General features: G+C 60.4%; 23 protein-coding genes, 2 tRNA genes and 1 pseudogene. 24 read left to right on the forward strand and 2 right to left on the reverse strand.

Going from position 1 to position 24964, the window contains the following annotated elements; genetic code table 11:
- Positions 1–95: 95 nt before the first annotated feature.
- A complete protein-coding gene (locus F8N49_RS09555; RefSeq protein ID WP_016772126.1) occupies positions 96–1760 on the reverse strand; it encodes an OFA family MFS transporter in 1665 nt (554 codons plus the stop codon).
- Between the two features lie 228 nt (positions 1761–1988).
- On the opposite strand from F8N49_RS09555, the pseudogene F8N49_RS09560 reads away from it, so the two are divergent.
- The 18 genes and pseudogenes from F8N49_RS09560 to vapC form a co-directional block, all read left to right on the forward strand.
- A pseudogene (locus F8N49_RS09560) lies at positions 1989–2206 on the forward strand (acetyl-CoA sensor PanZ family protein); the annotation flags it as partial.
- 78 nt (positions 2207–2284) lie between these two features.
- Positions 2285–4501 carry an AsmA family protein gene (locus F8N49_RS09565; RefSeq protein ID WP_071174107.1) on the forward strand — a complete coding sequence of 739 codons (2217 nt, stop codon included), beginning with the start codon at positions 2285–2287 and terminating at the stop codon, positions 4499–4501.
- Positions 4498–5565 carry an A/G-specific adenine glycosylase gene (gene mutY / locus F8N49_RS09570; RefSeq protein ID WP_151551228.1) on the forward strand — a complete coding sequence of 356 codons (1068 nt, stop codon included), beginning with the start codon at positions 4498–4500 and terminating at the stop codon, positions 5563–5565. Before F8N49_RS09565 ends, mutY begins: the two co-directional genes overlap by 4 nt.
- Positions 5562–5834, forward strand: a complete 273-nt coding sequence (locus F8N49_RS09575) for an oxidative damage protection protein (protein WP_016772129.1) — start codon at positions 5562–5564, stop codon at positions 5832–5834. Before mutY ends, F8N49_RS09575 begins: the two co-directional genes overlap by 4 nt.
- 91 nt (positions 5835–5925) lie before the next feature.
- Positions 5926–6001: transfer RNA gene (locus tag F8N49_RS09580), tRNA-Phe, on the forward strand.
- A gap of 403 nt (positions 6002–6404) precedes the next feature.
- Positions 6405–7379 carry a 2,3-diaminopropionate biosynthesis protein SbnA gene (sbnA, locus tag F8N49_RS28260; RefSeq protein ID WP_151551230.1) on the forward strand — a complete coding sequence of 325 codons (975 nt, stop codon included), beginning with the start codon at positions 6405–6407 and terminating at the stop codon, positions 7377–7379.
- Positions 7380–7384: 5 nt separating this feature from the next.
- A complete protein-coding gene (sbnB, locus tag F8N49_RS28265) occupies positions 7385–8416 on the forward strand; it encodes a 2,3-diaminopropionate biosynthesis protein SbnB (protein WP_151551232.1) in 1032 nt (343 codons plus the stop codon).
- The gene (locus tag F8N49_RS09595) at positions 8410–10191 is read left to right on the forward strand and encodes an FAD/NAD(P)-binding protein (protein WP_151551234.1); all 1782 of its coding nucleotides are present in this window, start codon (positions 8410–8412) and stop codon (positions 10189–10191) included. Before sbnB ends, F8N49_RS09595 begins: the two co-directional genes overlap by 7 nt.
- Positions 10188–10802 carry a glutathione S-transferase family protein gene (locus F8N49_RS09600; RefSeq protein WP_071174102.1) on the forward strand — a complete coding sequence of 205 codons (615 nt, stop codon included), beginning with the start codon at positions 10188–10190 and terminating at the stop codon, positions 10800–10802. The genes F8N49_RS09595 and F8N49_RS09600 overlap by 4 nt, the downstream gene beginning before the upstream one ends.
- Before the next feature lie 15 nt (positions 10803–10817).
- Positions 10818–12242 carry an L-lactate permease gene (locus tag F8N49_RS09605; RefSeq protein ID WP_071174101.1) on the forward strand — a complete coding sequence of 475 codons (1425 nt, stop codon included), beginning with the start codon at positions 10818–10820 and terminating at the stop codon, positions 12240–12242.
- Between the two features lie 27 nt (positions 12243–12269).
- Positions 12270–13748, forward strand: a complete 1479-nt coding sequence (locus F8N49_RS09610; protein WP_151551236.1) for a PLP-dependent aminotransferase family protein — start codon at positions 12270–12272, stop codon at positions 13746–13748.
- A 22-nt stretch (positions 13749–13770) separates the two neighbouring features.
- Positions 13771–14115, forward strand: a complete 345-nt coding sequence (locus F8N49_RS09615) for a hypothetical protein (RefSeq protein ID WP_122705200.1) — start codon at positions 13771–13773, stop codon at positions 14113–14115.
- Positions 14116–14395: 280 nt separating this feature from the next.
- Entirely contained in the window at positions 14396–15454 is a 1059-nt protein-coding gene (locus F8N49_RS09620; protein WP_122705202.1) for a YhcG family protein, read from the forward strand.
- A 106-nt stretch (positions 15455–15560) separates the two neighbouring features.
- On the forward strand, positions 15561–16496 hold the full coding sequence (locus F8N49_RS09625; RefSeq protein ID WP_241149664.1) for an alpha/beta fold hydrolase: 936 nt from the start codon (positions 15561–15563) through the stop codon (positions 16494–16496).
- A 29-nt stretch (positions 16497–16525) separates the two neighbouring features.
- Positions 16526–16939, forward strand: coding sequence for a hypothetical protein (locus tag F8N49_RS09630; protein WP_016772137.1), 414 nt, complete (start codon positions 16526–16528; stop codon positions 16937–16939).
- Between the two features lie 6 nt (positions 16940–16945).
- Positions 16946–17398 (forward strand): hypothetical protein, encoded by a 453-nt coding sequence (locus F8N49_RS09635; protein WP_016772138.1) that lies wholly within the window; start codon positions 16946–16948, stop codon positions 17396–17398.
- A gap of 165 nt (positions 17399–17563) precedes the next feature.
- Positions 17564–17794, forward strand: a complete 231-nt coding sequence (vapB, locus tag F8N49_RS09640) for a type II toxin-antitoxin system VapB family antitoxin (RefSeq protein WP_076565118.1) — start codon at positions 17564–17566, stop codon at positions 17792–17794.
- Positions 17794–18192 (forward strand): tRNA(fMet)-specific endonuclease VapC, encoded by a 399-nt coding sequence (vapC, locus tag F8N49_RS09645; protein ID WP_151551238.1) that lies wholly within the window; start codon positions 17794–17796, stop codon positions 18190–18192. The genes vapB and vapC overlap by 1 nt, the downstream gene beginning before the upstream one ends.
- A 77-nt stretch (positions 18193–18269) precedes the next feature.
- Here the strand turns inward: vapC and gabP are convergent, their stop codons facing one another.
- The gene (gabP, locus tag F8N49_RS09650; protein ID WP_151551241.1) at positions 18270–19661 is read right to left on the reverse strand and encodes a GABA permease; all 1392 of its coding nucleotides are present in this window, start codon (positions 19659–19661) and stop codon (positions 18270–18272) included.
- Positions 19662–20204: 543 nt separating this feature from the next.
- Between gabP and F8N49_RS09655 the strand changes: the two genes are divergently transcribed.
- The 6 genes from F8N49_RS09655 to F8N49_RS09680 all read left to right on the forward strand — a co-directional run bounded on the left by F8N49_RS09655 (position 20205) and on the right by F8N49_RS09680 (position 24922).
- On the forward strand, positions 20205–20978 hold the full coding sequence (locus F8N49_RS09655) for an ABC transporter ATP-binding protein (protein WP_016772142.1): 774 nt from the start codon (positions 20205–20207) through the stop codon (positions 20976–20978).
- A gap of 13 nt (positions 20979–20991) precedes the next feature.
- A complete protein-coding gene (locus tag F8N49_RS09660; protein WP_071174093.1) occupies positions 20992–21744 on the forward strand; it encodes an ABC transporter substrate-binding protein in 753 nt (250 codons plus the stop codon).
- Between the two features lie 77 nt (positions 21745–21821).
- Entirely contained in the window at positions 21822–22517 is a 696-nt protein-coding gene (locus F8N49_RS09665) for an ABC transporter permease (RefSeq protein ID WP_016772144.1), read from the forward strand.
- Complete coding sequence (locus F8N49_RS09670; RefSeq protein WP_016772145.1) at positions 22514–23203, forward strand: ABC transporter permease; 690 nt, start codon at positions 22514–22516, stop codon at positions 23201–23203. Before F8N49_RS09665 ends, F8N49_RS09670 begins: the two co-directional genes overlap by 4 nt.
- Positions 23184–24419 (forward strand): methyltransferase, encoded by a 1236-nt coding sequence (locus F8N49_RS09675; protein WP_151551244.1) that lies wholly within the window; start codon positions 23184–23186, stop codon positions 24417–24419. The genes F8N49_RS09670 and F8N49_RS09675 overlap by 20 nt, the downstream gene beginning before the upstream one ends.
- A gap of 427 nt (positions 24420–24846) precedes the next feature.
- Positions 24847–24922: transfer RNA gene (locus F8N49_RS09680), tRNA-Thr, on the forward strand.
- Positions 24923–24964 lie beyond the last annotated feature (42 nt).

Consider the following 24964-nt stretch of genomic DNA (forward strand, 5'->3'; position numbering starts at 1 on the left):
GAATGCGGCACGCCAGCCAACATGGATGTCGACTGGTGCTCCGTCTTCGCGAGCAGGCTCGCTCCCACAGGTTCGGTGTTTATTCAGCTAACACCTTAGTGAAACAGTACCGCCGTCTTCTGCAGGGTCACCCACACACCCCACGCCAACGGAATACCCACCACCAGCCATGCCGCGATCGCCAGAGGCTTGGTGCCCGGCGCCGCTTTCCACTCCAGAACGGTGCTGGCATCGGCACCCTTGTCGTGGCCCAGCGCCTGTTCGGCGGCCAGTTCGGCGTCGGTCATGAAGTACTTGTCGGCCACCGGGCGCACCATCAGATTGCACAGGAAGCCCAGCACCAGCAGGCCGGCGAGGATGTACAGGGTGATGTCGTAAGCCGCAGCGCGTTCCACGCCGATGCTCAGCTGATACTCACGCAGGTAGTTCACCAATACCGGACCCAGCACGCCAGCCGCAGCCCAAGCCGTCAGCAGACGACCATGGATCGCACCAACCATCTGCGTACCGAACAGGTCGGCCAGATACGCCGGCACCGTCGCAAAACCGCCGCCGTACATCGACAGAATGATGCAGAACGCCGCCACGAACAGTGCAACGTTGCCCAGATGGCCCATGTTCGGAATCAGCGCGTACAGAGCAAAACCCAGGGCGAAGAACACGAAGTAGGTGTTTTTGCGGCCCAGGTAGTCGGAGAACGAGGCCCAGAAGAAGCGGCCACCGATGTTGAACAGGCTCAGCAGACCAGTGAAGCCCGCTGCGATCGCCGCGATCGAGGCCAGTTGGCCAGCGTCGAGTTGACCGAACGGCACATCGACGCCCAGCAGTTTGCCGCCGAACACTTCCTGCAACAGTGGCGAAGCCATGCCGAGGATACCGATACCCGCCGACACGTTCAGGCACAGCACCAGCCAGACCAGACGGAATTGGGGGGTTTTCCACGCTACGTTCACGTGGACGTGACGGTTGGTGATCATGGCGTTGGAAGCTTTCTTCGCCGGAGCGGTCCAGCCTTCAGGTTTCCAGCCGGTTGGCGGCACGCGGTAGGACAATGCGCCACCGATCATGAACACGAAGTAAATGGCCGCCATGGCCACGAAGCTCTGCCATACGCCCACGCCTTCTGGCGATGCGAAGTGGCTCATCAGTGCAGTCGCCAGTGGTGCACCGACCATCGCGCCGCCACCGAAGCCCATGATCGCCATGCCGGTCGCCATGCCGCGCTTGTCCGGGAACCACTTGATCAGGGTCGACACCGGCGAGATATAGCCCAGGCCCAGACCGATACCTCCGATCACGCCGGAGCCGATCCACATCAGCCAGATCTGGTGGGTATAAATACCCAGCGCGGAAATCAGCAGACCGCCGCACCAGCACAAGGCCGAGACCACGCCCGCTTTACGAGGCCCGGCGTGTTCCAGCCAGCCACCCCAGATCGCTGCAGAGCAGCCGAGGAAGATGAAGAACAGCGTGTAGATCCAGCCGAGCATGGAGATCGGCCAATCGCAGTTCGACGAAAATACCTGTGCGATGAAGCTCATGTCCGGCGCGCAAGCCACCGGCGCGGTAACGCCGAGTGCCTTGGACAGCGGCAACCAGAACACCGAGAAGCCGTAGGCCATGCCGATGCACAGGTGAATGGCCAAAGCGGCCGGTGGAACCAGCCAACGGTTGAAACCGGGCTTGGCGATGATGCGTTCCTTGGACAGGAACGCAGGCTGGTCGGCTTTGAGGCCGTCCGCCGTGATGCTCGTGCTCATTGTGTATCCCCCAATTGTTAGTATGGTTCGCCAGCCACTGCTCACCCTCGGCCTTATGCACGCAGGCATGACCGTTTTTTTAGGTGAAGCTCCTTGAAGGCGCGACGTTAAGTCGCAGACGGGCGGACGAACTGGCGAAGGTTACCATTCTCAGGTGACAGAAAAACCAAACTGATATCACCTTTTTTCAAGTCATCTGTTCTCGTACGACTGGGGAAGCCGCCAACCCCGCGTCTGCAAAGGCACCACGCCGTTTGCTACTTGTCCCATTTATGCGTGCGAAAAGTTACCCGTCGCCTTGGCGTGACTGAACGACGGGTGAACCAAGCGCAAAAAATGGCGTCGCAAGCGGGGGCCGGATTGCACCCTCTGACGCCCGCCGGGCATCCTCAAGCGCAGGCCCGGTGGCGAAGTTGCAGGTGCCGCCGCCGACCCTCGGCAGATGACGCCACACCGAACCGGGTGCCGGCAGCGCTATACTCCCCGGCCATATGACCAATTCGACTAACTACAAGGACTCGCCCATGAAAGCGTTCGGCAAAATCCTGGGTCTGGTACTTCTCGGGCTGTTGCTGATCATTGTGGCGGCAGGTTTTGCCCTGACCCACCTCTTCGATCCCAACGACTACAAAGACGAGATCCGCCAGATAGCCCGCGACAAGGCCCACATCGAGCTGACGCTCAATGGCGATATCGGCTGGAGCCTGTTCCCGTGGCTTGGTCTGGAACTGCACGAAGCCAGCGTCGCCACCCTGGCCAAGCCTGCCGAACCGTTTGCCGACTTGCAGATGCTCGGCCTGTCCGTGCGCGTGCTGCCGTTGTTGCGCCGCGAAGTGCAGATGAGCGACGTGCGCGTCGAAGGCCTCAACCTGCGCCTGAACCGCGACAAGAACGGCCACGGCAATTGGGAAGACATCGGCAAGGTGCCTGTGGAGCCGGGCTCGACTCCACCCGCCACACCGGGCGCGACCGCCAGCGAGCCGACCGTCGCCGTGGAAAAACCGGCGCAACCGATCCGCCTCGACATCGACAGCCTGACCGTCAACAACGCCCGCGTTGAATACACCGATGAGCTGACCGGCAAGCAGTTCAGTGCCGAAAGCATTCAACTGAGCACCGGTCCGGTACACGATTCGACCAATATCCCGGTGAAAGCCACCGCGTTCCTTGGCACCAACCAACCGGTGCTGCGCGTGCGCACCGAGCTCAACGGCGAGCTGCGCTTCGAGCGCGCCTTGCAGCGCTACAAGTTCGAAGACCTGAAGCTGACCGGCGAACTCGCTGGCGATCCGCTGCAAGGCAAGACCATGACCTTCTCCGCGCAAGGCCAGTTATTGCTGGATAAAGCAGCGAACGTCGCCGAATGGACCGGCATCAAGATTTCCGCCAACCAGTTGCGCGCCCTGGGCGAGTTGAAAGCCAACGACCTCGACAAGACGCCACAGATCAGCGGCGGCATCTCCATTGCCCAGTTCGATCTGGCGAAATTCGTCGACAGCATCGGCCAGACATTGCCGGCGATGGGCGAAGGCAGCCTGAGCAAGGTCGAACTGGTCAGCCGCGTTGCGGCTACCCCGACCAGTCTGTCGTTCGACAACATCAACCTGAAACTCGATGACAGCAGCTTCAGCGGCCGCATCGCCATCGAGGACTTCGCCAAACAATCGCTGCGCGCGATTCTCAAGGCCGACACGTTCAACGTCGACCGCTACCTGCCACCGAAATCGGCTCAGGCCAACAACGCCACGCAAACCCGTCAGGCCGAAGTCGCCAGCACCGAGGCTGGCGCCGTCGCAGGCACCACGCCGCTGCCGGACAAACCGAGCAAAACCGCCTGGAGCACCGAGCGTCTGCTGCCGGTCGAACGCCTGGCCAAACTCGACGTCGATACCGACCTGACCTTCGGCCAACTGACCCTCGACAAACTGCCGATCCAGAACGCCGCGCTCAAAGCCACCGGCCAGGGCGGCTTGCTGACGCTGACTAACCTGAGCGGTGATCTGTACAACGGCGGCTTCGTCGCCAACGGCACACTCGACGTGCGCCCAAGCGCGCCGGTGCTCAACCTGCAGACCCGGCTCAACCGCGTGCCGGCGGAAAAAATCATCGAAAGCCAAGGCAAGAATCCGCCGGTCAAAGGTCTGGTAACGCTGACCAGCAGCCTCACCGGCAGCGGCAACAGCCAACAGGCGCTGATCGATACGCTGAACGGCAACGCCAGTTTCGTCATCAACAACGGCGTGCTGCTCAACGCCAACCTTGAACAGCAATTGTGCAAAGGCATCGCCACCCTCAATCGCAAATCCCTCAGCGGCGAGCCACGGGGCAAGGACACACCATTCGAGGAGCTCAAGGGCAATCTGACTGTACGTAACGGCGTCGCCAGCAACCCCGACCTGAAAGTGCGCATCCCCGGCATGACCGTCAACGGTGACGGCGACATCGACCTGCGCGTGCTCGGCATGGACTACCGCGTCGGCATCATCGTCGAGGGCGACACCAGCGCCATGCCCGACCCGGCCTGTCAGGTCGGCGAGAAGTTCGTCGGCATCGAGTGGCCACTGCGTTGCCGTGGCCCGCTGGAACTGGGCGCCAAGGCCTGCCGTGTCGACAATGACCGTCTTGGTCAGGTCGCCAGCAAAATGGCCGGCAACAAACTCAGCGAAAAGATCGACGAGAAACTGGGCGACAAAGTCAGCCCGGAATTGAAAGACGCGTTGAAGGGGCTGTTCAAGCGATGACAGCGGAGCAATTTTCCACGGCGGTGCTGGAGTGGTTCGACCGCCATGGCCGCCACGACTTGCCTTGGCAGCAGGACATCAATCCATATCGGGTCTGGGTGTCCGAGATCATGTTGCAGCAGACTCAGGTGAGCACCGTGCTCAACTATTTCGAGCGTTTCATGGCGGCGCTGCCAACAGTCGAAGCGCTGGCCGCAGCGCCGGAAGACGAGGTGCTGCACCTGTGGACCGGGCTGGGTTACTACACTCGCGCACGCAATCTGCAGAAGACCGCGAAGATCGTCGTCAGCCAGTACGCTGGCGAATTTCCGCGCGACGTGGAAAAACTCACCGAGCTGCCAGGCATCGGCCTGTCCACCGCCGGGGCGATCGCCAGCATCAGCATGGGCCTGCGTGCGCCAATCCTCGACGGCAACGTCAAACGCGTACTGGCGCGCTTCACCGCGCAAGAGGGCTACCCCGGCGAACCGAAAGTCGCCAAGCAGCTGTGGGCCAACGCCGAGCGCTTTACACCACACGATCGGGTCAACGCCTACACCCAGGCGATGATGGATCTTGGCGCGACACTCTGCACGCGCAGCAAGCCGAGCTGCCTGCTGTGTCCGCTCAAGCGTGGCTGTGAAGCGCACATGCTTGGCCTGGAAACCCGTTATCCGATTCCCAAGCCGCGCAAGGCCATCCCGCAGAAACGCACGCTGATGCCGATGCTGGCCAACGGCGAAGGTGCGATTCTGCTTTATCGCCGCCCGTCGACGGGACTGTGGGGCGGTTTGTGGAGCCTGCCGGAGCTGGATGATCTGGAAGATCTGCAACATCTGGCCGATCAGCACTCGCTGACCATGGACCAGCAGCAGGCGCTGCCGACCCTGATTCACACCTTCAGCCATTTCCAGTTGTCCATCGAACCGTGGCTGGTTCAGGTGCAGGAAGCCAGCCATCACGTGGCCGAGGCCGACTGGCTCTGGTATAACCTCGCCACCCCGCCGCGCCTGGGCCTTGCTGCCCCGGTCAAGACCTTGCTCGAACGCGCGGCCGCCGTCTTGAATGCAGGAGAATCGCCATGACCCGCACCGTAATGTGCCGCAAGTACAAAGAAGAACTGCCCGCGCTGGAACGCGCCCCGTTCCCGGGTGCCAAGGGCCAGGACATTTTCGACCACGTCTCGGCCAAGGCATGGGCCGACTGGCAGAAACACCAGACCCTGCTGATCAACGAAAAGCGCCTGAACATGATGAACGCCGAAGATCGCAAATACCTGCAGGGCGAAATGGACAAGTACTTCTCCGGCGAGGAATACGCCAAGGCCGAAGGCTACGTGCCGCCAGCCGAATAACCCGCAGATTTCGTAAGCGACGGAATTAATTTAAGAAATTTTCAAAAAGTCGTTGACGTAAATCCGAAAAACCCTTTTAATGCGCCCCGTTGCCCAGATAGCTCAGTCGGTAGAGCAGGGGATTGAAAATCCCCGTGTCGGCGGTTCGATTCCGTCTCTGGGCACCAAATACCGAAAACCCTGAATCGCAAGATTCAGGGTTTTTTTATGCCTGCGATTTGATCCCCCTCCTCTCTTCGTCCTTCGATACACCCGGATTCCAGCTGTACTGGAAAAAACCCGAAATCTGTATCTCTCCGCGCAGATGGCGTTTCGCCAATACTTTGCGCAAGCCTTGGCGAGCCAATGACTGGCTCTACTTTGCGCCCCGCAACACTCTGGACTCCTGTAGCCCTCAGAGCGCAAAACCTGATTTTTTGAATCGATCGGCGTCGCCCGCAAGGTCACTTCCTGTCCAGCAAAAAAATCTGAACCCAACCCACAGGCGAACTGCAGTTAGTGCTTTTCAAACATTCCAGGATGAATGCTGGCGCCCCCGTGCGCCCGGCAAAAGAGCGAAACGGACGACGTATGATCAAGCAACTCATCAATGAAGACAGTTATGTGCAGATCGGCGATCTTTGCAGCGCAACGATCCAGCTGAAAATCGAAGGACTGAATCCCGCCGGCTCCATCAAGCTGAAGACCGCGCACGCGCTGATCACTGATCTTGAAGTCCGCGGACTGATCAACCACAAGACGCGCCTCATCGAATCCTCATCGGGGAATCTGGGCGTTGCGCTGGCCATGGTCTGCGCCGCCAAGGGCTACAAGTTCGTTTGCGTAATCGACCCGAATATTTCCGCGCCGAACCGCAAGCTGATTCACGCCCTTGGCGCGCAAATGCTCATGGTCGATCAGCGTGACGAGAACGGCGGTTATCTGAATTCGCGGATTCGCCTGATCGAACAACTGGTCGCTGACAACACCGACTACATCTGGCTCAACCAGTACAAGAATCCGACCAACCCCCTCGCCCACTATCAAGCGACTGCCAGGTCCATCGCGCGCAAGTTTCCCCAGGTGGATTACCTGTTCGTCGGCGCGGGCACCACCGGCACGCTGATGGGCTGCAAGAACTACTTCGCCGAACATCATCCGCAGACCAAAGTCATTGCCGTCGATACCGTCGGCTCGGTGACGTTCGGCCTGCCGGGCGGCACGCGCCATATCCCGGGGCTCGGCACCAGCCGCCTGCCGGAGATATTCGAGTCGTCGGGCATTCACGACTTCCTGTCGATTCCCGAGGAACAGACGATCAAGGTCTGCCGTTGGCTGGCGCAACGCTACGGCCTGCTCTTCGGCGGCTCCACCGGCACTGTGCTCGCCGGCATCCGCCAGTGGGCGCCGCATATCCGGCCCGACGATGTCGTGGTGGCGATCTCCCCGGACATGGGTGAGCGCTATCTCGAAACCATCTATTCCGACGACTGGGTCACCCAGCGGATCGGCGCAACCGCACTGCAGCCCCTTTTCCCTGAAATCGCTCTGGCACTCTCGGCGTAATCCTCATGACCACACAGAATCCGATCCAGCCGTTCCACGTCATCCCCGGCGCTGTCGTCAAAGACATCCTCAACGGGCTGCGGCATGCAACCATCGACATGGTGGCGCAGACCTACCTGACCCACGAGCGTGGCGAAACCGTTAACCCCGACAGTTATTTCCTGCGTTTCCCTGCGCAACCGGCGAACCGGATCATTGCGCTGCCGGCGGCCATCGTCGACAGCGAGGGCGATCAATCCGTCTCCGGGATCAAGTGGATTGCCAGTTATCCCGACAACATCAAGTCAGGCATTCCGCGCGCATCTGCGGTGCTGATTCTCAACGATCCCGAGACCGGTTACCCCTACGCCCTGCTCGAAGGTGCGCTGATCAGTGCCGTGCGCACGGCGGCGTCGGCGGTATTGGGTGCCTGGTGGCTGAATGGCCAGAACCGCCACGCGGCGACACTTTCGATCATTGGTGGCGGGGTAATCTCAAGAAATATCCTCGAGACTTTCGTCGCCGACGACTGGTCCTTCGACAGCGTGGGCATTCACGATCTCAACGCGGAATCGGCGCAAGCCCTCGCGGAATTTGGTGAACAACTGGGCCTGCCGGATGTACGCCTGCTGTCGCTCGAAGAAGCACTGACTGCCGACATCGTGGTGTTCGCCACCAGCGCGGGCGAGCCGTACGTAAAAAGCCAGGGCACGTTCCGCTCGGGGCAGATTGTTCTGAACATCTCGCTGCGGGATATCGGCGCCGAAATCATCGAGGAAAGTTACAACTACTTCGACGACATCACCCATTGCCTGAAGGCCAATACCTCACCGCATCTGGCCGAGCAGCAATACGGCCATCGCGACTTTGTCACCGGCACAGTGGCGCAGCTGATTCGCGGTGACCTGCATGTCGCCCAGGACAAACCGCTGATCTATTCGCCATTCGGCATGGGCATTCTCGATCTCGCGATTGGCCGGATGATCCACGACATTGCGGTGGCGGCCGGTACGGCAATTGCCATCCCGTCGTTTTTTGGCGAGGAGCGCAGATGGTGAAGGCCCCTGTACACATCGGCCTGGTCGGCTGCGGTTCGCGCGGATTGTCGATATTCGAGCGCCTGTTGAGCCGCGCCGAGGAACGCCCGCAACAACCGATGGTCATCGACATCTTCGAGCCCAACGTGCTCGGCAGCGGCGCGCACTGGCCCGATCAACCGGACTACCTGTTGCTCAACACCGTCGCCGGTCAGCTCGGGGTATTTCCCGACGCAGCAGCGTTCGGTGATCTGACCGACGCCCGGGAACGGCCAGGGCCGGACTTTCTCGCGTGGTGCCGAGCACAGCGCGTCAAGGTTGACCCCGACAGCGGCCTGCTCGCCGCCGACGGTCGCGACGTCGAGCCGGAGGATTTTCTGCCACGGCACCTGCTCGGCGCTTATCTGGCCGACGCCTTCACGCGGATCCTCACGACCGCACCCGGCTGGGTCACGGTCAATCTGCATCGGCATCAGGTCACGGCGGTCGAGCGCAACGAGAACCAGCAATACCTTCTGCTAACCGCCGACGGCGCTGCGGTGACGGTGGATCGTCTGGTGCTGACCGTTGGCCACACCGGGCGTCTGCGCCTGGCGGGGCAGAACCGGGTCGATAACGTCTATCCGCTGCCCGGCAGCCTCACCACCGTCGAGCCCGGCGAAACGGTGTTGATCGAAGGGTTGGGCCTGGGCGCCATGGACACCCTGGCGGCGCTGACGGCTGGCAGAGGCGGGATCTACAAACCCATGGCCGATGGCAGTCACACTTACCAGCCGTCGGGTCAGGAGCCGGTGATCTTCATTCAGTCGCGGGACGGGCTGCCTTTTCGTACTCGCCCCAACGGCTTGATTGGCTGCCGGCGCCACACCGCTGTGCTGCTGACGAGCGAGCGTATCGAGTCGTTGCGGCTCAACGCGCACAACCGCCGGCTGGATTTCGAACGGGACATTCTGCCGCTGCTGCTGCTGGAGATGCGTGCCGCTGCGGTCGCCGTTCTGCATAAACCCTCAGCGCCACAACAGCTGCTTGAGCAGCTCAGAACCGTCAGCGTTGCCGGCCCAGCAGGTGTTGTCGCCTGCGAAGCTTTGCTGCGCGAGTTCGAAGCGATTGCCGGGGCAATCAATCCGCTGGAGCTGATCAGCCACAAACTGCCCGACAGCGTCACGCCTTACAACTATCACGCATGGATTTACGACACCCTCGAAGCCGATTTGCATGAAGCACGCCTGGGACGCGGCGCGTCGCCGATCAAAGCCGCCATCGAAGTCTGGCGCGACTTGCGTGACCGGCTGCGTGAGGCGGTGGATTTCGACGGGCTCACCGAAGATTCGCATCGGCAGTTCTATGGCCGCTGGCACAAGGCGATCAATCGTCTGGTCGCCGGCCCGCAGAAGGAGCGCCACGCCGATCTGCTCGCGCTGTGTGACGCCGGTTTGCTGACCTTTCTCAAGCCCGGCTCACGCCCCGCGATCGAGCACTTCAAGCGAATCGCCGGTTACGTCCAGAGCAGCGGCGTCACCCACAGCGACTGCGCACCTGTGCGCGACCTCGCGCGCCTGGGCCTTGTGCGTCCACGCACCGATGTGCCGGGCATCGACGGCATCGATGTCGACGCGGCGTGCAACCCAAGGTCGAACAGCGGCGAAGCGGTGCATGACATCTGGGTGCTGGGACCGCTCGCCGAAGGCTCCTGTTATTACAACCACTACGTCACCTCGGCGGGCGCACCTTCGCGGCTGTTCATGGACGCCCATCGAGTCGCCACCGCCATCCTTGAGACAGGAACTCGCGCATGAAACTCTACTATCAGACGCATTCGCCGTACGCCCGCAAGGTGTTGGTGCTGGCTCACGAACTTGGCATCGCATCGAGCCTTGAGGTGATACATCACGAGACCAGCCCGACTTCACCGAACGCGACCATTTACCAGGCCAACCCCTTGGGTAAAGTGCCGGTGCTGATGCTGCCCGACGACAGCGCACTGTTTGATTCAATCGTGATTTGCGAATACCTCGATGACCTGAGCGGTGGTGGAAAATTCATCCCGGCAAGCGGCCCCGAGCGCTACAAGGCGCTGCGCCTGCAGGCATTGGCGCAGGGCATGTGCGACGTCGGCATCAAGCTGCGCTGGGAAGTCGAGCGGCGCCCCGAGGCTTTGCGCTATCCGGCGTACGCGGACGGCCAGGCTTACAAACTCAAGGAGGCGTATCGCTTCATCGAAGAGCATGTCGACCTCAATGGCCCGATCACCGTCGGCCACATCGCCTTGGCGACGGCCCTGGACTGGATCGCTTTCCGTCAACTCTCGGACTTCTCGGCGCAGGCACGCCTGAGCGAGTGGTATCAGACGTTCTGTCAGCGCGCGTCCATGCGGGCGACCGAGTACAGCGGACAGACGCACGACTAGGCCAAGGAAAACGCTATGAGCTCTCTATTGCTGCAAATGTCACCGATCGCGCTGGTGATCGCGCTGATCCTGATCCTCCGGCGTCCACCAGTACAAGCGGCGCTGGCCGGTGTGGTACTGGTGCTGGTGCTGTGGGCTCTGGGCGCTGCCGGGCCGGTGTCAGCGGCCATCTCCTCGGCGATTTTTCAAGACACCACGATCCTGTTTCTCAGCACCGCGTGCGTCATCGTCCCGGGGCTGGCCTTCGTCATTCTGGTCGAGCGCGGCGGTGCACCGCAGGCCATCGGCGCATGGGTCAAGGAACTCGGCTGGACACCCCCGGCGCAGGTGATTTTCATCGTGCTTGGCCTGGCGCCGCTGCTGGAAGCGATGACCGGCTTCGGCGTTTCGCTGATCGCCACGGTGCCGCTGCTGATGGGGCTTTTCACTCGCCAATCGGGGATGAAAATTGCCCTCGCCGGCATGGTCATCATGCCGTGGGGCACACTGGGTCTGGCAACGGTGATCGGTGCCCTGCTGGCGCATTTGCCGGCGCAAACCCTCGGCAGCCATTCGGCGCTGATCAGCGCGCCAGTGTTCCTCTGCCTGGCGTCCCTGGCCTTGTGGCAGGCCGGCATCCGCAAGATGACAGCGTGGCTGGGGCTGCTTGTCGTGACTGCCCTGTTCGTTGCCGTGCTGTTTGGCGTCAACCTGTGGCTCGGCCCGGAAGTTTCCGGTGTGCTGGCCGGGCTGGCCGTGGCTTGCGTTGGCCTGGGCATCTCCTGGGCGCAACGGAAAAAACTGGTGCGCTGGCCGAGCGCGGCATGGCCTTATCTGGCCTTGCTGGGAGTGATTGTGGCGTCGCGCGGATTGTTCGTGCTGTCGGGCTGGGATGGTCTATGGGTCGTCAGGGGCGAACACGTTTCGTGGAAGCCGCTGGCGTCTCCCGGGCTGGCGCTGCTGATCGTGACGTTGCTGATGGCGTTCAGGCAAACCGCAGGCGCCGGTTTTCCCTGGCAAGCGCTGTTGAACCGCGCGAAGTTTCCGGTCACGACAATCTTCCTGTTCCTGCTGCTGTCCCAGGTGATGGTCAACGCCGGATTCCTCGTCGAAGCGCAAAGCGCGTTGCAATCCATGTCGGGTATTTCGCTGGCGCCGACGATCGCCCTGCTGGCAGGGATTGCCGGTTATGTCACCGGTTCCAACGTCGGCGGCAACACGCTGGTGATGCCGTCCATTGCCGCGCTGAGCAGCGAACACGGGGCGTGGCTGGCGGCAATGGTCAACAGCGCCGCCGGCCATGGCGCACTTGGCTCGCTGTCGATCCTGTCATTGATCACCGGACTTGCCGGGGCCAACCGCCAGGAAGAAAACAGCCTGATCCGCTTCGCCTTCGGTCTGGTGGCGCTGAACATCGTCATAGTTGCTGCAACGGGGATCGTTTTGCTCTACTTTCTGTGAATTGTTTCGAATCATCACAGAGAACTTATGGACAGGTTTGATTTGCCGGACAAGCGCTGGCGGATAGTCAAGGACTGGATTATTCGCCAGATCGACAGCGGTGACCTGGCGGCCGAAGCGAAACTGCCGTCAATCCGCGTTCTGGCGCGGATGTTCGAGACCAGCATCACCACGGTGCAGCGGGCGCTGGCCGATCTCGAGGCCGACGCCTACGTCTCGACAGTGCCGCGCGTCGGCTACTTCGTCTCGGCATCAGGGCGGGCAAAACCGTCCGGCGCTTTCGACTTTTCCAGTGTCACCGTCAACGTCAATCATGCGGTGGTCGCGATGCTCTCCGAAGCAGCGTCGCGCACCACTGCATCGCTGAATTCGGCGGTTCTGCACAGCGATCTCACGCCCAACGTATTGCTCAACAAATGCCTCTCGGTGCTGGCCGCCAGGACTGACAACGCGCTGAGCGGTCTGGTCGCGCCACCCGGCCTGCCAGCGCTGCGACGGCGCATCGCCGGGCTGATGCTGACCCGCGGTGTAGTCTGCGGGCCGGACGATATTCTGGTGACATCGGGCGACACCATCGCTCTCGAACTGGCCCTGGAAGCCGTCGCGTCGAAAGGCGCTACAGTCGCCATCGAAACCCCGACCTATTACGGCATCCTGCAGACCATCGAACGCCTGGGCATGCGCGCCCTGCCGATCCGCACCGACGGCCGCACGGGCCTGGATGTCGATCATCTGGAAGAAGCCCTGAAGCAAAAAAAGGTCGCGGTGATTTTTCTCAATCCGACGCTGCAGAATCCGCGTGGCTTCATCATGCCCGACGAAGCGCGCGCGCGACTTTCAAGGATCGCCCGGGAAGCGGATGTGCCGATCATCGAAGACGACATCTTCTTCGACCTGGTGCCCGAAGCTGATCGACCGCGCGCCCTCAAGAGCTACGACAGCAGCGGCCAGACGATCTATTGCTCGTCCTTTTCGAAAACCATCGCGCCGGGTTATCGCGTCGGCTGGTGTCTGGCCGGCAAATACCGCAATGCCATCCTCGCGCAGATGTTTTCGCGCAACCTGGCCGTTTCCAGCCTGGCGCAAAATGTTCTCAATGAATTCATCGGCCGTGGCTACATGGACGAACACTGCGCCAGATTGAGATCGCAACTGTCCTCGCTGGCGAGTTTTGTCGAAGCACTGGTGCGCACGGATTTCCCGCTCGGGACCGCCTATGTGCCCCCGCGCGGCGGCTTCATCCACTGGGTCGAAATGCCGGCACACACCGACATGTCTGCGCTGCAGCAACTGGCCACGGAGCGCGGTTGCCACGTGGCTGGCAGCGGCATCTTTTTCGCCGACGGCCAGGCTTCCACAGGCGTGCGCATCTGCCTCGGCACTGCGCTGACGCCGGCGGTGATCGGCATTCTCAAGGTGATCGCTGAATGCGCCCACCTTGCCGCACGCCCGACGAGCCCGCGGCATATGCCGACTGAACAGCTGCAAGAGCCGGCAGTCTCCTGACCGGCTTGGGCGAGCCCTGCTTATGAATCAGAAAAGAACCCGTATTCGCTTGCCGCATCCCCCGCCGTATCGCCCGAGCCGCTGGACATTTTGGCTTACCGTGCTCGCTGGCGTGCTGATTGCCTTAGCCGTGTGTCTTTCGATCTACATGCTTATCGAAAGCTGGATCAGCGGTTCCATCACCACCAACAATCGTGGACCGCGCAGCACCTACACCTTGGCACTGCAACCTCGGCGATACTGGTTCGAGTTCGTTTGGCAGAGCTTCTGGACCGCGTTCATGTTGGCCATCGGTGTGTTCGGGCTGTGGATTTATCGCAAAGGACGGATGCGTGAGCAGAGGCCGAAGGGCAAGCGCTCGCGATGATGCAACTGAGGTGCTTTTTTGAAGCAGCCTCTTACCTGCAGGTTCCTCTCCTTCCAGCGCAACACCAGATCGCTCACTGCAGCGCCGCCAACTCTGCGGCGATTGACTGGGCAAAAGTACGAAATGGACTACGGACATTTACCCTGTTCCGCGCCTTCCGGTGGCAAAGTCCTGCAACGCCTGTCCCGCCCTTCCTTCCGAACTCGCAGGTTCGCCCGACATACCTGCGCCGCCTTCCCCGGCATGCTTGCGTCTCTGTTTCCAGAATGCGGAAGAACCGATGAGCCAGCTCAAACCTGCTGATACGCAAGACCATAAAATCGATTCACTGCTGGGCGAACTGGGCGAGCTGATTCGCCAGGCGCGGCAAAAAGTGCTGCGCGCGGTCGATACGATCCAGGTGCAGACCTGTTGGCAAATCGGCCGGCATATCGTCGAGTTTGAACAACAGGGAGCCCAACGTGCGGGATATGGGAAAAAATTGATTGGCCTACTGGCTAAGGATCTGACCGGGCAATTCGGGAAAGGGTTTGATGAAACCAATTTGTGGAAGATGCGGCTGTTTTATCAAAAATTTCCAATTCGAGACGCACTGCGTCCCGAATTGAGCTGGACCCACTACCGCCGGCTACTGCGGGTCGAAAGCGAGAAAGCGCGCCTGTGGTACATGAACGAATGCGCCGACCTCAACTGGTCAAGCCGCGCCCTTGATCGTCAGATCCTGACGCTCTACTACGAGCGCCTGCTGATGAGTCAGGACAAAGCCGAGGTGGTCGAGGAAGCCACGACCAACATCGACGCGATGAAATGCAATCCGCGGGAATTCATTCGCGATCCGGTCATGCTCGAATTCCTCGGCCTGCCCTCGGCAGGCAAAGTCAGGGAAAGCGGACTCGAACAAGCACTCATCGACCACTTGCAAAGCTTTCTGCTTGAACTTGGCAAAGGCTTTTCCTTTGTCGCCCGCCAACAACGCATCAGCACTGACGGCGTCGACCTCTATATCGATCTGGTGTTCTACAACTACCTGCTCAAGTGCTTCGTGATCATCGACCTGAAACGCGGCAAGCTCAGCGCCCGCGATGTCGGGCAGATGGACATGTATGTGCGCATGTACGACGAGCTCAAGCGCAGCGAAGGTGACAAGCCAACCGTCGGTATCATTCTGAGCGCGGAAAGCAATGACTCGGTGGCGCGCTATTCCATGCTCAAAGGCAATGAGCAACTGTTCGCCAGCAGCTACAAGACGATACTGCCGAGCGAAGAAGAGTTACGTGCTGAACTCAACCGCGAACAGGCGTTGATCGAAGAACGCATGCTCATTCAATCCAGTGAATGAACCGGCCGGATTGTTCTTGATCAGCGCGGCGACTATGGTTGGCACCTAACCGCCGAGGTCAAGCGCCATAGGCAGCAAGCCCCCATTCGAGTTGGAAGACGCAGAGTTGAGCCAACCAGTTTTGAATGCAGCTGAAGGCACGTCCTTCAAGGAAACTGCCGACGACGGCTACGCACTCGGCGGATTCACCTGGCGCCACAGTTCGCCCGATCCACAGCGCCCGGTGGTCATCATCAACGCCGCCACCTCGGTGCGCTGTCGCCATTACTCAAGGTTCGCAGCCTATCTGTTCAGTCACGGCTTCGACGTGATGACCTACGACTACCGGGGCATTGGCGAATCACGCAGCGAATCGATCAAAGGGCTGCGCGCCTCGTGGACCGACTGGGGCGCGCTGGATTTCGAAGCGATGCTCAAACGGGCGCAGCGGGAGTTTCCCGGTCAGCCAATCGATGTGGTCGGCCACAGCTTCGGTGGTTGCGCGGCGGGCTTGGCGGAGTCGGGCAACGTGATCCGACGATTGGTAAGTGTCGGTGCGCAGTTCGCTTACTGGCGCGATTACGCGCCTCAACATCGCTGGCGGATGTTCGGCAAGTGGCATGTGGTCATGCCTTTGATGACGCTGCTCTGCGGCTATTTCCCCGGCAAACGGCTGGGTTGGCTGGAGGACACGCCAACCGGCGTAGTTTGCGACTGGAGCACACCCACCGCGCGTTACGAGCAACGCCCAAGCGGTCGCGCACTGATGAAAAAGGCGGGCGCCCCGCCGTTCGCCAAGGTCCGCGCGCAGACTCTGGCCATCAGCCTCAGCGATGATCCTTACGGCACGATCCCGGCGATCGAACGCCTGCTCGGCTACTTCAGCAACGCGGCAAAAACCCATCTGCGCATTGCGCCGCAGGACATCGGCGAACGACAAGTCGGACATTTCGGCTTTTTTCGCAGCGCATACCAAGCCACACTATGGCCCATTGCTCTGACCTGGCTGCAGACCGGCGCACTGGCCGCCGATACACCCGGCCGACAAGTGCCACGCAGCTGAGCCCCTCTCAACGCACGACGGAACACATCATGGCCTCCGCCAACAAGCAGCAAAAACGCGCCACCCGGGCCAAAGCCAAGGCCAAGCAGAACCGCACCAAGCGTGCCGAAGCGCCGGTCGAGCTCGACCCGAACGACGACCGCATCGATTTCGAATCGGTGGACCTGACCGAGCTGTTCAAGAAAATGATCGACGCCGAGAAGATCAGCCAACAGGCCATGTGCACCGCGTTCCTTGAAGATCCGCTGCTGGAACTGGTCTATGAGCAGGAAGGTGAAGAAGGCGCGATGGATTTCATCCTCGCCGCGCTGATCGAGTATCGCCAGTGGTCGCAGGAAACCGACGAGGCTGGCGCGCTGGCGTGGATCGAATCCCCGGCATTCCAGGCTGACTATGTAGCGGCATCCGACGCGATCGCGGCACAAACCCAACAGAAGAACTGAGCTCCCATGGCATCCCTGAACAAGCAACAGAAACGCGCCAAACGCGCCAAGGCCAAAGCCAAGCAGATCCGTATGGTCGGGCGCAAACCGCTGGATCAGGACGAAGACCTCGGCCACCTCGCCGAGCCGATCCCGGAATACACCCTGGCGATGTTCAGCAAAATGCGCGACGCCGAAGCCGTCAGCCGCAACGAAATGCTGCTGACCCTGCTGCGCGAACTGGCCTTCATCATCGTCGACCATCCTGAACTGCTCGACATGGAAAACGCCGACAACGAAGGCATGGCCGCCACCCACCTGGCCGCCGATATGCTCATCGACTACCGCATGTGGGCCGACGGCATGACCATCGAACAGGCCCAGGCCTGGCTGAGCGAGCCGCAGTTCATTACGGATTTCGGCGTGGCGCTGGATGCTTATGGCAAGTCGGTAGAGCCCCAGGAAGACAAGAGCGAATAAGCCCTTCTCAGAAACAAAAAACGGCCGCTAGTCATCCCTGACAGCGGCCGTTTTTGTTTGGATGACCTAGCTACTCTTTGTCCGGTGACGATGTATATCCCATTGACATATCCCCAGCACGATCTATCCTGAGCTAATCACAGGAACAGACCCGGGAGCTCGAATATGGAGCAGACCACAATTTTCATGAGCAACAGAAGTCAGGCAGTCCGACTGCCAAAGGCAGTTGCGATGCCCGCCGACGTTAAACGAGTGGAAGTCATCGCGATTGGCAGAACACGCGTCATTACGCCTGCTGGAGAAAGCTGGGATAGCTGGTTTGATGGCGACAGCGTCAGCCCTGATTTCATGGCTAACCGTGAGCAACCCACTGAACAGGAGCGCGAGTCGTTCTGATGATCAAGTACATGCTGGATACAAATATCTGCATCTTCACCATCAAGAACAAACCACAAATTGTCCGGGAAGCCTTCAATCGACATTCCGGGCAGTTGTGCATCAGCGCTATCACGCTTATGGAGCTTACTTACGGTGCTGAAAAGTCGGCGGCCCCGGAGAAAAATCTGGGAATTGTTGAAGGATTTGTCGCGCGACTGGATGTCTTGCCTTTCGATAACGACGCAGCCGCACAGGCCGGGATGGTTCGATCTGAACTCGCGAAGGCTGGAACGCCGATCGGGCCATACGACCAAATGATCGCTGGCCACGCACGCTCACTTGGACTCATTGTAGTGACGAACAACGTACGGGAGTTTCAACGCGTTTCCGGTTTGCGAATCGAGGACTGGGTTTAACCTGACTGGAAAGCTCAGAAACAAAAACGGCCGCTAGTCATCCCTGACAGCGGCCGTTTTGCATTACTGGTTGCGGATCAGTTCAACACCACCGCACCACGCTTCTCCAGCTTGCGACGGCGTGATACCAGCAGACCGGCAGCCACCACCATCAGGCTCAGCAGGCCCGTGGCAAGGATCTCCACGCGGTGGGCTTCCTGGAACAGCATGATGGTCAGCGCGGCGACGATGAAGAGGATCACCGCCCAGGTCAGCCCGGGGAACAGCCACATGCTGAAGACGATCTTCTCGCCGCGCGCCATGCGCTGCTTGCGCATGCGCAGTTGCGAGAAGGCGATCACCAGGTACACCAGCAGGGCGATGGCGCCGGAGCTGGCCAGGAGGAATTCGAACACCGCGGCCGGAGCCACATAGTTGGCGAAGGTGCAGAGGAACGCTGCGCCGGTGGACAGCATCACCGCCCAGTAAGGCGTGCCGCTCTTGTTGGTGCGGGTCGACATGGCCGGGGCATCGCCGCGCTTGCCGAGGGAAAACAGCATGCGCGAGGAGGTGTACAGCGCCGAGTTCAGGCAACTGGTCACTGCCACCAGCACAACGATGTCGACGATCATCTTGGCGTTGGGAATGCCCATGCGCTCAAGTACGGTCTGGTAGGAACCGAGGTTGGCCAGGGTAGGATCGTTCCACGGCACCAGCGCCACCACGATGAAAATCGAAACCAGATAGAACAGGCCGATCCGCCAGATCACCGAGTTGGTCGCCTTGGAGATCTGCTTGCCTGGGTCCTTCGATTCCGCCGCCGCGATGGTGACGATCTCGGTGCCCATGAACGAGAACATGGTGGTCAGTATCGCGCCCAGCACAGCGCCCATGCCGTTGGGCAGGAAGCCGCCACTGTCGAACAGATGCGACACACCGCTGACCTGACTGGTCGGCAGGAAACCGAAAATCGCCGCCAGACCGAGGCCGATGAAGCCGATGATCGCCAGCACCTTGATCAGGGCGAACCAGAACTCGAACTCGCCGTAGTTCTTCACGCTGAACAGGTTGGTCACGGTCAGCAGCATGGTGATGACCAGAGCGAAAGCCCAGATGTCCACGCCCGGAAACCACGCGTGCAGGATGGTTGCGGCGGCGTTGGCTTCCAGGGGAATCACCAGGACCCAGAACCACCAGTACAGCCAGCCGATGGTGAAACCGGCCCAGTGACCGATCGCGCGATCAGCGTAAGTCGAGAACGAACCGGTGTCCGGCGAAGCCACGGCCATTTCGCCGAGCATGCGCATCACCAACACCACCAACGTACCGGCGGCGGCGTAAGCCAGCAGCACGGCCGGGCCGGCGGCAGCAATGGCGTGGCCGGAGCCGACAAACAGACCGGCGCCGATCACACCGGCGATCGACAACATGGTCACATGACGCGGTTTGAGCCCCTGTTCGAGGCCTGTGGAGCTTGGGGTACTGCTCATAGAGACTACCTTTGCAAGGAAAGCGAGTGCGTCCGGCGCGTCTGTAAATTCTTTCTCGTAAAAAGAATCCAACGGCCTGTTCCTTATTCTGCACGCAATATTTGCGCCAAAATGTTTCAAGTCCTTGAGTGCCGGGGGCTTCGGCATCCGATGCAAGTCATTGAGTTTAATGGCTATTCGCCAGAACGTTACCCGGCGACTCACTTTCAAGCCGAATCCGCGCACCAGAAACGCACAGAAAAAGTGTGCGGCGCACAGAAAAAGGGCGAATAAGGAACGTTCGGCCGGATAGCGCTTCCAACACCCCGCCAAAGCTGGCAACATCGCGCCTTTTTTTACGCGGCACCCACGGGTTTGCATGATCAAACACCCGTTCGGTTGTTGATGGGGCGACAGTCTGCTGCGCCGATGCGACAACCCGCCACATGCCACCCGTTTACCGCTCGTAGCGCTGTTGGCTGCCATTGAAACGCTATGCTAGCTTGGCCGCCTCGCCAGAAAGGCCCGCCAACAGCAGGAGCGCAACATATATGAGGAACGCACATGGCTGAGGCCACGCCCGCGCTTGAAATCCGCAACTTGCACAAACGCTACGGACAGCTGGAGGTGCTCAAAGGCATCTCGCTGACCGCCCGCGACGGCGACGTGATCTCGATCCTCGGCTCTTCCGGTTCCGGCAAGTCCACGTTCCTGCGTTGCATCAACCTGTTGGAAAACCCGCATCAGGGCCAGATCCTCGTGGCCGGTGAAGAACTCAAGCTCAAGGCCGCGAAGAACGGCGAACTGGTCGCCGCCGACGGCAAACAGATCAATCGCCTGCGCTCGGAGATTGGTTTTGTATTTCAAAACTTTAATCTGTGGCCGCACATGAGCGTGCTCGACAACGTCATCGAGGCCCCGCGCCGCGTGCTCGGTCAGAGCAAGGCCGAGGCCGTCGAAGTCGCCGAAGCCCTGCTGGCCAAGGTCGGCATCGCTGACAAGCGCCACGCCTACCCGGCGCAATTGTCCGGTGGTCAGCAACAACGCGCCGCCATCGCCCGCACGCTGGCAATGCAGCCGAAGGTGATCCTGTTCGACGAACCCACCTCCGCGCTTGACCCGGAAATGGTTCAGGAAGTACTTAGTGTCATCCGCGCATTGGCCGAAGAAGGCCGTACCATGCTGCTCGTGACCCACGAAATGGGCTTCGCCCGCCAGGTCTCCAGCGAAGTGGTGTTCCTTCATCAGGGCCTTATAGAAGAGCAAGGATCGCCACAGCAGGTGTTCGACAACCCGCTTTCGGCGCGCTGCAAACAATTCATGTCCAGCAACCGCTAACGGAGCAACATGCATGCAGAATTTCAAAAAGGTCTTCCTGGCCGCCGCCGTCACCCTCGCGTTCAGCGCCGGCGTCATGGCTGAAACCCTGAAGATGGGCATCGAAGCGGCCTACCCGCCGTTCAACAATAAAGACGCGAGCGGCCAGGTGGTCGGCTTCGACAAGGAAATCGGCGACGCCCTGTGCGCGAAGATGAAAGCCGAATGTTCCGTCGTCACTTCCGACTGGGACGGCATCATTCCGGCGCTGAACGCGAAGAAGTTCGACTTCCTGATTTCCTCGCTGTCGATCACCGAAGAGCGCAAAGCCGCGGTGGACTTTACCGACCCGTACTACTCGAACAAATTGCAGTTCATCGCGCCGAAAAACGTCGACTTCAAAACCGACAAGGACTCGCTCAAGGGCAAGACCATCGGTACCCAGCGCGCAACGCTGGCCGGCACCTGGCTGGAAGACACCTACGGTGACGATATCAAGGTCAGCCTCTACGACACCCAGGAAAACGCCTACCTCGACCTGACCTCCGGCCGTGTCGACGCGATCCTCGCCGACAAGTACGCCAACTACGACTGGCTGAAAACCGACGACGGCAAGAACTACGAGTTCAAGGGCGACCCGGTAGTGGAAAGCGACAAGATCGGCATCGCCGTGCGCAAGGGTGACAACGAACTGCGCAACAAGCTGAACGCCGCGCTGAAGGAAATCGTCGCTGACGGTACCTACAAGAAAATCAACGACAAGTACTTCCCGTTCAGCATCTATTGATCTGACCTGTGGGACCGGCGCCGTGATCAAGCGGCACCGGCTCCCGACTTTGCCTGCCGCAATTTGAACAGAAACCCATGATTATCGACCTCTACGGATTCGGCCCGGCGCTCGCCGCTGGCGCGCTGATGACCGTCCAACTGGCCCTCACCGCCCTGTGCCTGGGCCTGGTGCTCGGCCTGCTCGGCGCCTTGGCCAAGACTTCCCCGTACAAGCCGCTGCAATGGCTTGGCGGCACTTATTCGACGCTGGTACGCGGCGTCCCGGAATTGCTCTGGGTGCTGTTGATCTACTTCGGTACGGTCAACCTGATGCGCGCCCTCGGTGAGTATTTCGGCAACCCCGACCTGCAACTCAACGCCTTTGCCGCCGGTGTGATCGCACTGGGTCTGTGCTTCGGCGCCTACGCCACGGAAGTGTTTCGTGGCGCCCTGCTGGCCATTCCCAAGGGTCACCGTGAGGCCGGCCAGGCCCTGGGCCTGTCGAAGTGGCGGATTTTTACCCGACTGATCATGCCGCAGATGTGGCGCATCGCCCTGCCGGGCCTGGGCAACCTGTTCATGATCCTGATGAAAGACACCGCGCTGGTATCGGTCATCGGTCTGGAAGAAATCATGCGTCACGCGCAGATCGGTGTGACCGTGTCGAAACAACCGTTCACCTTCTATATGGTCGCCGCGATCATGTACCTCGGCCTGACGGTGCTGGCGATGACCGGCATGCACTTGCTGGAAAAACGCGCCGCTCGCGGCTTTGCGAGGAGCGCGCAATGAACTGGGAAGTCATCATCAAGTGGCTGCCGAAACTGGCACAGGGCGCGACCCTGACGCTGGAACTGGTCGCCATCGCGGTCATCGCCGGCCTGCTGCTCGCCATTCCGCTGGGCATCGCCCGTTCTTCGAAGCGCTGGTACGTGCGCTCGCTGCCTTACGCCTACATCTTCTTTTTCCGCGGCACGCCGCTGCTGGTGCAGCTGTTCCTGGTCTATTACGGCCTGGCGCAGTTCGACGCGGTGCGTGAAAGCGCGTTGTGGCCCTACCTGCGCGATCCGTTCTGGTGCGCGACCGTGACCATGACCTTGCACACGGCGGCGTACATCGCCGAGATTCTGCGCGGTGCCATTCAGGCAATTCCGCCGGGTGAAATCGAAGCCGCGCGGGCCTTGGGCATGTCCAGGCCCAAAGCGATGTTCTACATCATCCTGCCCCGTGCCGCGCGCATCGGCCTGCCGGCCTACAGCAACGAAGTGATCCTGATGCTCAAGGCCAGCGCCCTGGCCAGCACCGTGACCCTGCTGGAACTCACCGGCATGGCCCGCACGATCATCGCCCGCACTTATCTGCCGGTGGAGATCTTCTTCGCCGCCGGTGTGTTCTATCTGGTCATGGCTTACGTGCTGGTTCGCGGCTTCAAGCTGCTGGAACGCTGGCTGCGCGTCGATGCCTGCCAAGGCCGCTGATACTTCCCACGTGCTGACGGGCGAGGCCCTACTCGCCCGTTTCACCGCGCTGGATGCTTTTCTGATTGAGCATCAGGCGCTGTGGAAACCTCGACCGTTCACTCACCTACAACTTCCATGGGAAGCGTCCTACCCGGAGCTGTCTGCGTGGCTACGCGGGCGATCGCTGGAAGATGCAGAACGCGCGCATAACCATCCTGCTGATCTTGTCGATGCGCCAGAGCCGTTCGCTTCATTGGCGAAGTTGTCGGCAGAGTTGAGTGCGGTCGGTGGGTTGCCGGGGCGTGCGCTTGAAGCTGCCGGGCATCGCTTGAATGTCGATGTGCCTGGGCGCAAGTGGCAGCAGATCGAGGCGTTTGCCGGTCGCCTATCCTTTGCCTCGCAGCCGACGCATTGGCTGGACTGGTGCTCCGGCAAAGGGCATCTGGGACGGCGCCTGTTGGGTGCCGGGCAACAATTGACTTGCGTTGAATACGATCCGGTGCTGGTCGCCAGCGGTCAGGCCTTGAGTCAGCGTCATCATCTGCACGCTTTGCATGTCGAACAGGATGTACTCGCGGCAGACGCCCCGGCCGTATTGAACGCCGCGCACACCCCCGTCGCCCTCCACGCGTGCGGTGATCTTCATGTGCGCTTGATGCAACTGGCCAGTGCCGCAGGTTGCCAGCAAATGGCGATTGCGCCCTGCTGCTACAACCGCATCAGTCGCAACGAATATCACGCCTTGTCCTGCGCAGGATCGGCATCGCTTCTACAGCTCTCGCTGGAAGATCTGTCGCTGCCGATGAGCGAAACCGTCACCGCCGGTGCGCGCGTCCGACGTCAGCGCGACACCTCAATGGCTCGTCGCCTGGCTTTCGACCTGCTGCAACGGCAAGTGCGCGGCGTCGACCAATACCTGCCAACGCCCTCCCTGCCCAGCGCCTGGCTGGACAAACCGTTTGCGGACTATTGTCTCGATCTGTCAGCACTGAAGGAGTTATCCACAGTCGGCTTGCCAGACTGGTCGACACTCGAAGCCGCCGGTTGGCAGCGGTTGGCCGAAGTGCGCAACCTGGAATTGCTTCGCGGATTGTTCCGACGACCGCTTGAGCTCTGGCTGAATCTGGATCGGGCGCTTTTCATCGCAGACCAGGGATACGTCGCACGCCTCGGCACCTTTTGCGACACCTCACTCACACCGCGTAACTTACTGCTGCTCGCCGAACGCGCTTAAAACGTTACGGCCTGTGGATAACTCTGTTGATGGATTTTCCGTGGATCCAATATCTGCGCCTGTTTCGTCGACTTAACAACACTGGTCATTTTTTGTTCACATAAATAAAAACCGGTAAAACAGGGATTTGCGAACAAGATGAGAATGGCTTCACAAAACGTCGCCCAAGCAGTGCTCGCGCCTCTCAGTTGTGCATAAGCTGCCAATCAAAACGACATAACCGACGAATATTGGGCTGGCCGAGTGAATAACTGCAGGGTCTCGAAAGCCCAGACTCAACCGTACGCCCTGCATAAATGCCTTACTGCGCTTGAGGTACAAAAGCTGCGCATTAATTTGCGCAGGGCCTGATTTTTCCGGAATGCAAAAATAGTCTGAATTCAGGGGTTTACAGGATCTACCCAATCGCTATAATCGTCGCCCACACGCCGGTATAGCTCAGTTGGTAGAGCAACTGACTTGTAATCAGTGGGTCCCGGGTTCGACTCCTGGTGCCGGCACCATACAAAACAAAGCCCCTGCAGAAATGCCGGGGCTTTGTTGTT

Source organism: Pseudomonas sp. GXM4, assembly GCF_008923895.1.
GTDB lineage: Bacteria > Pseudomonadota > Gammaproteobacteria > Pseudomonadales > Pseudomonadaceae > Aquipseudomonas > Aquipseudomonas atacamensis.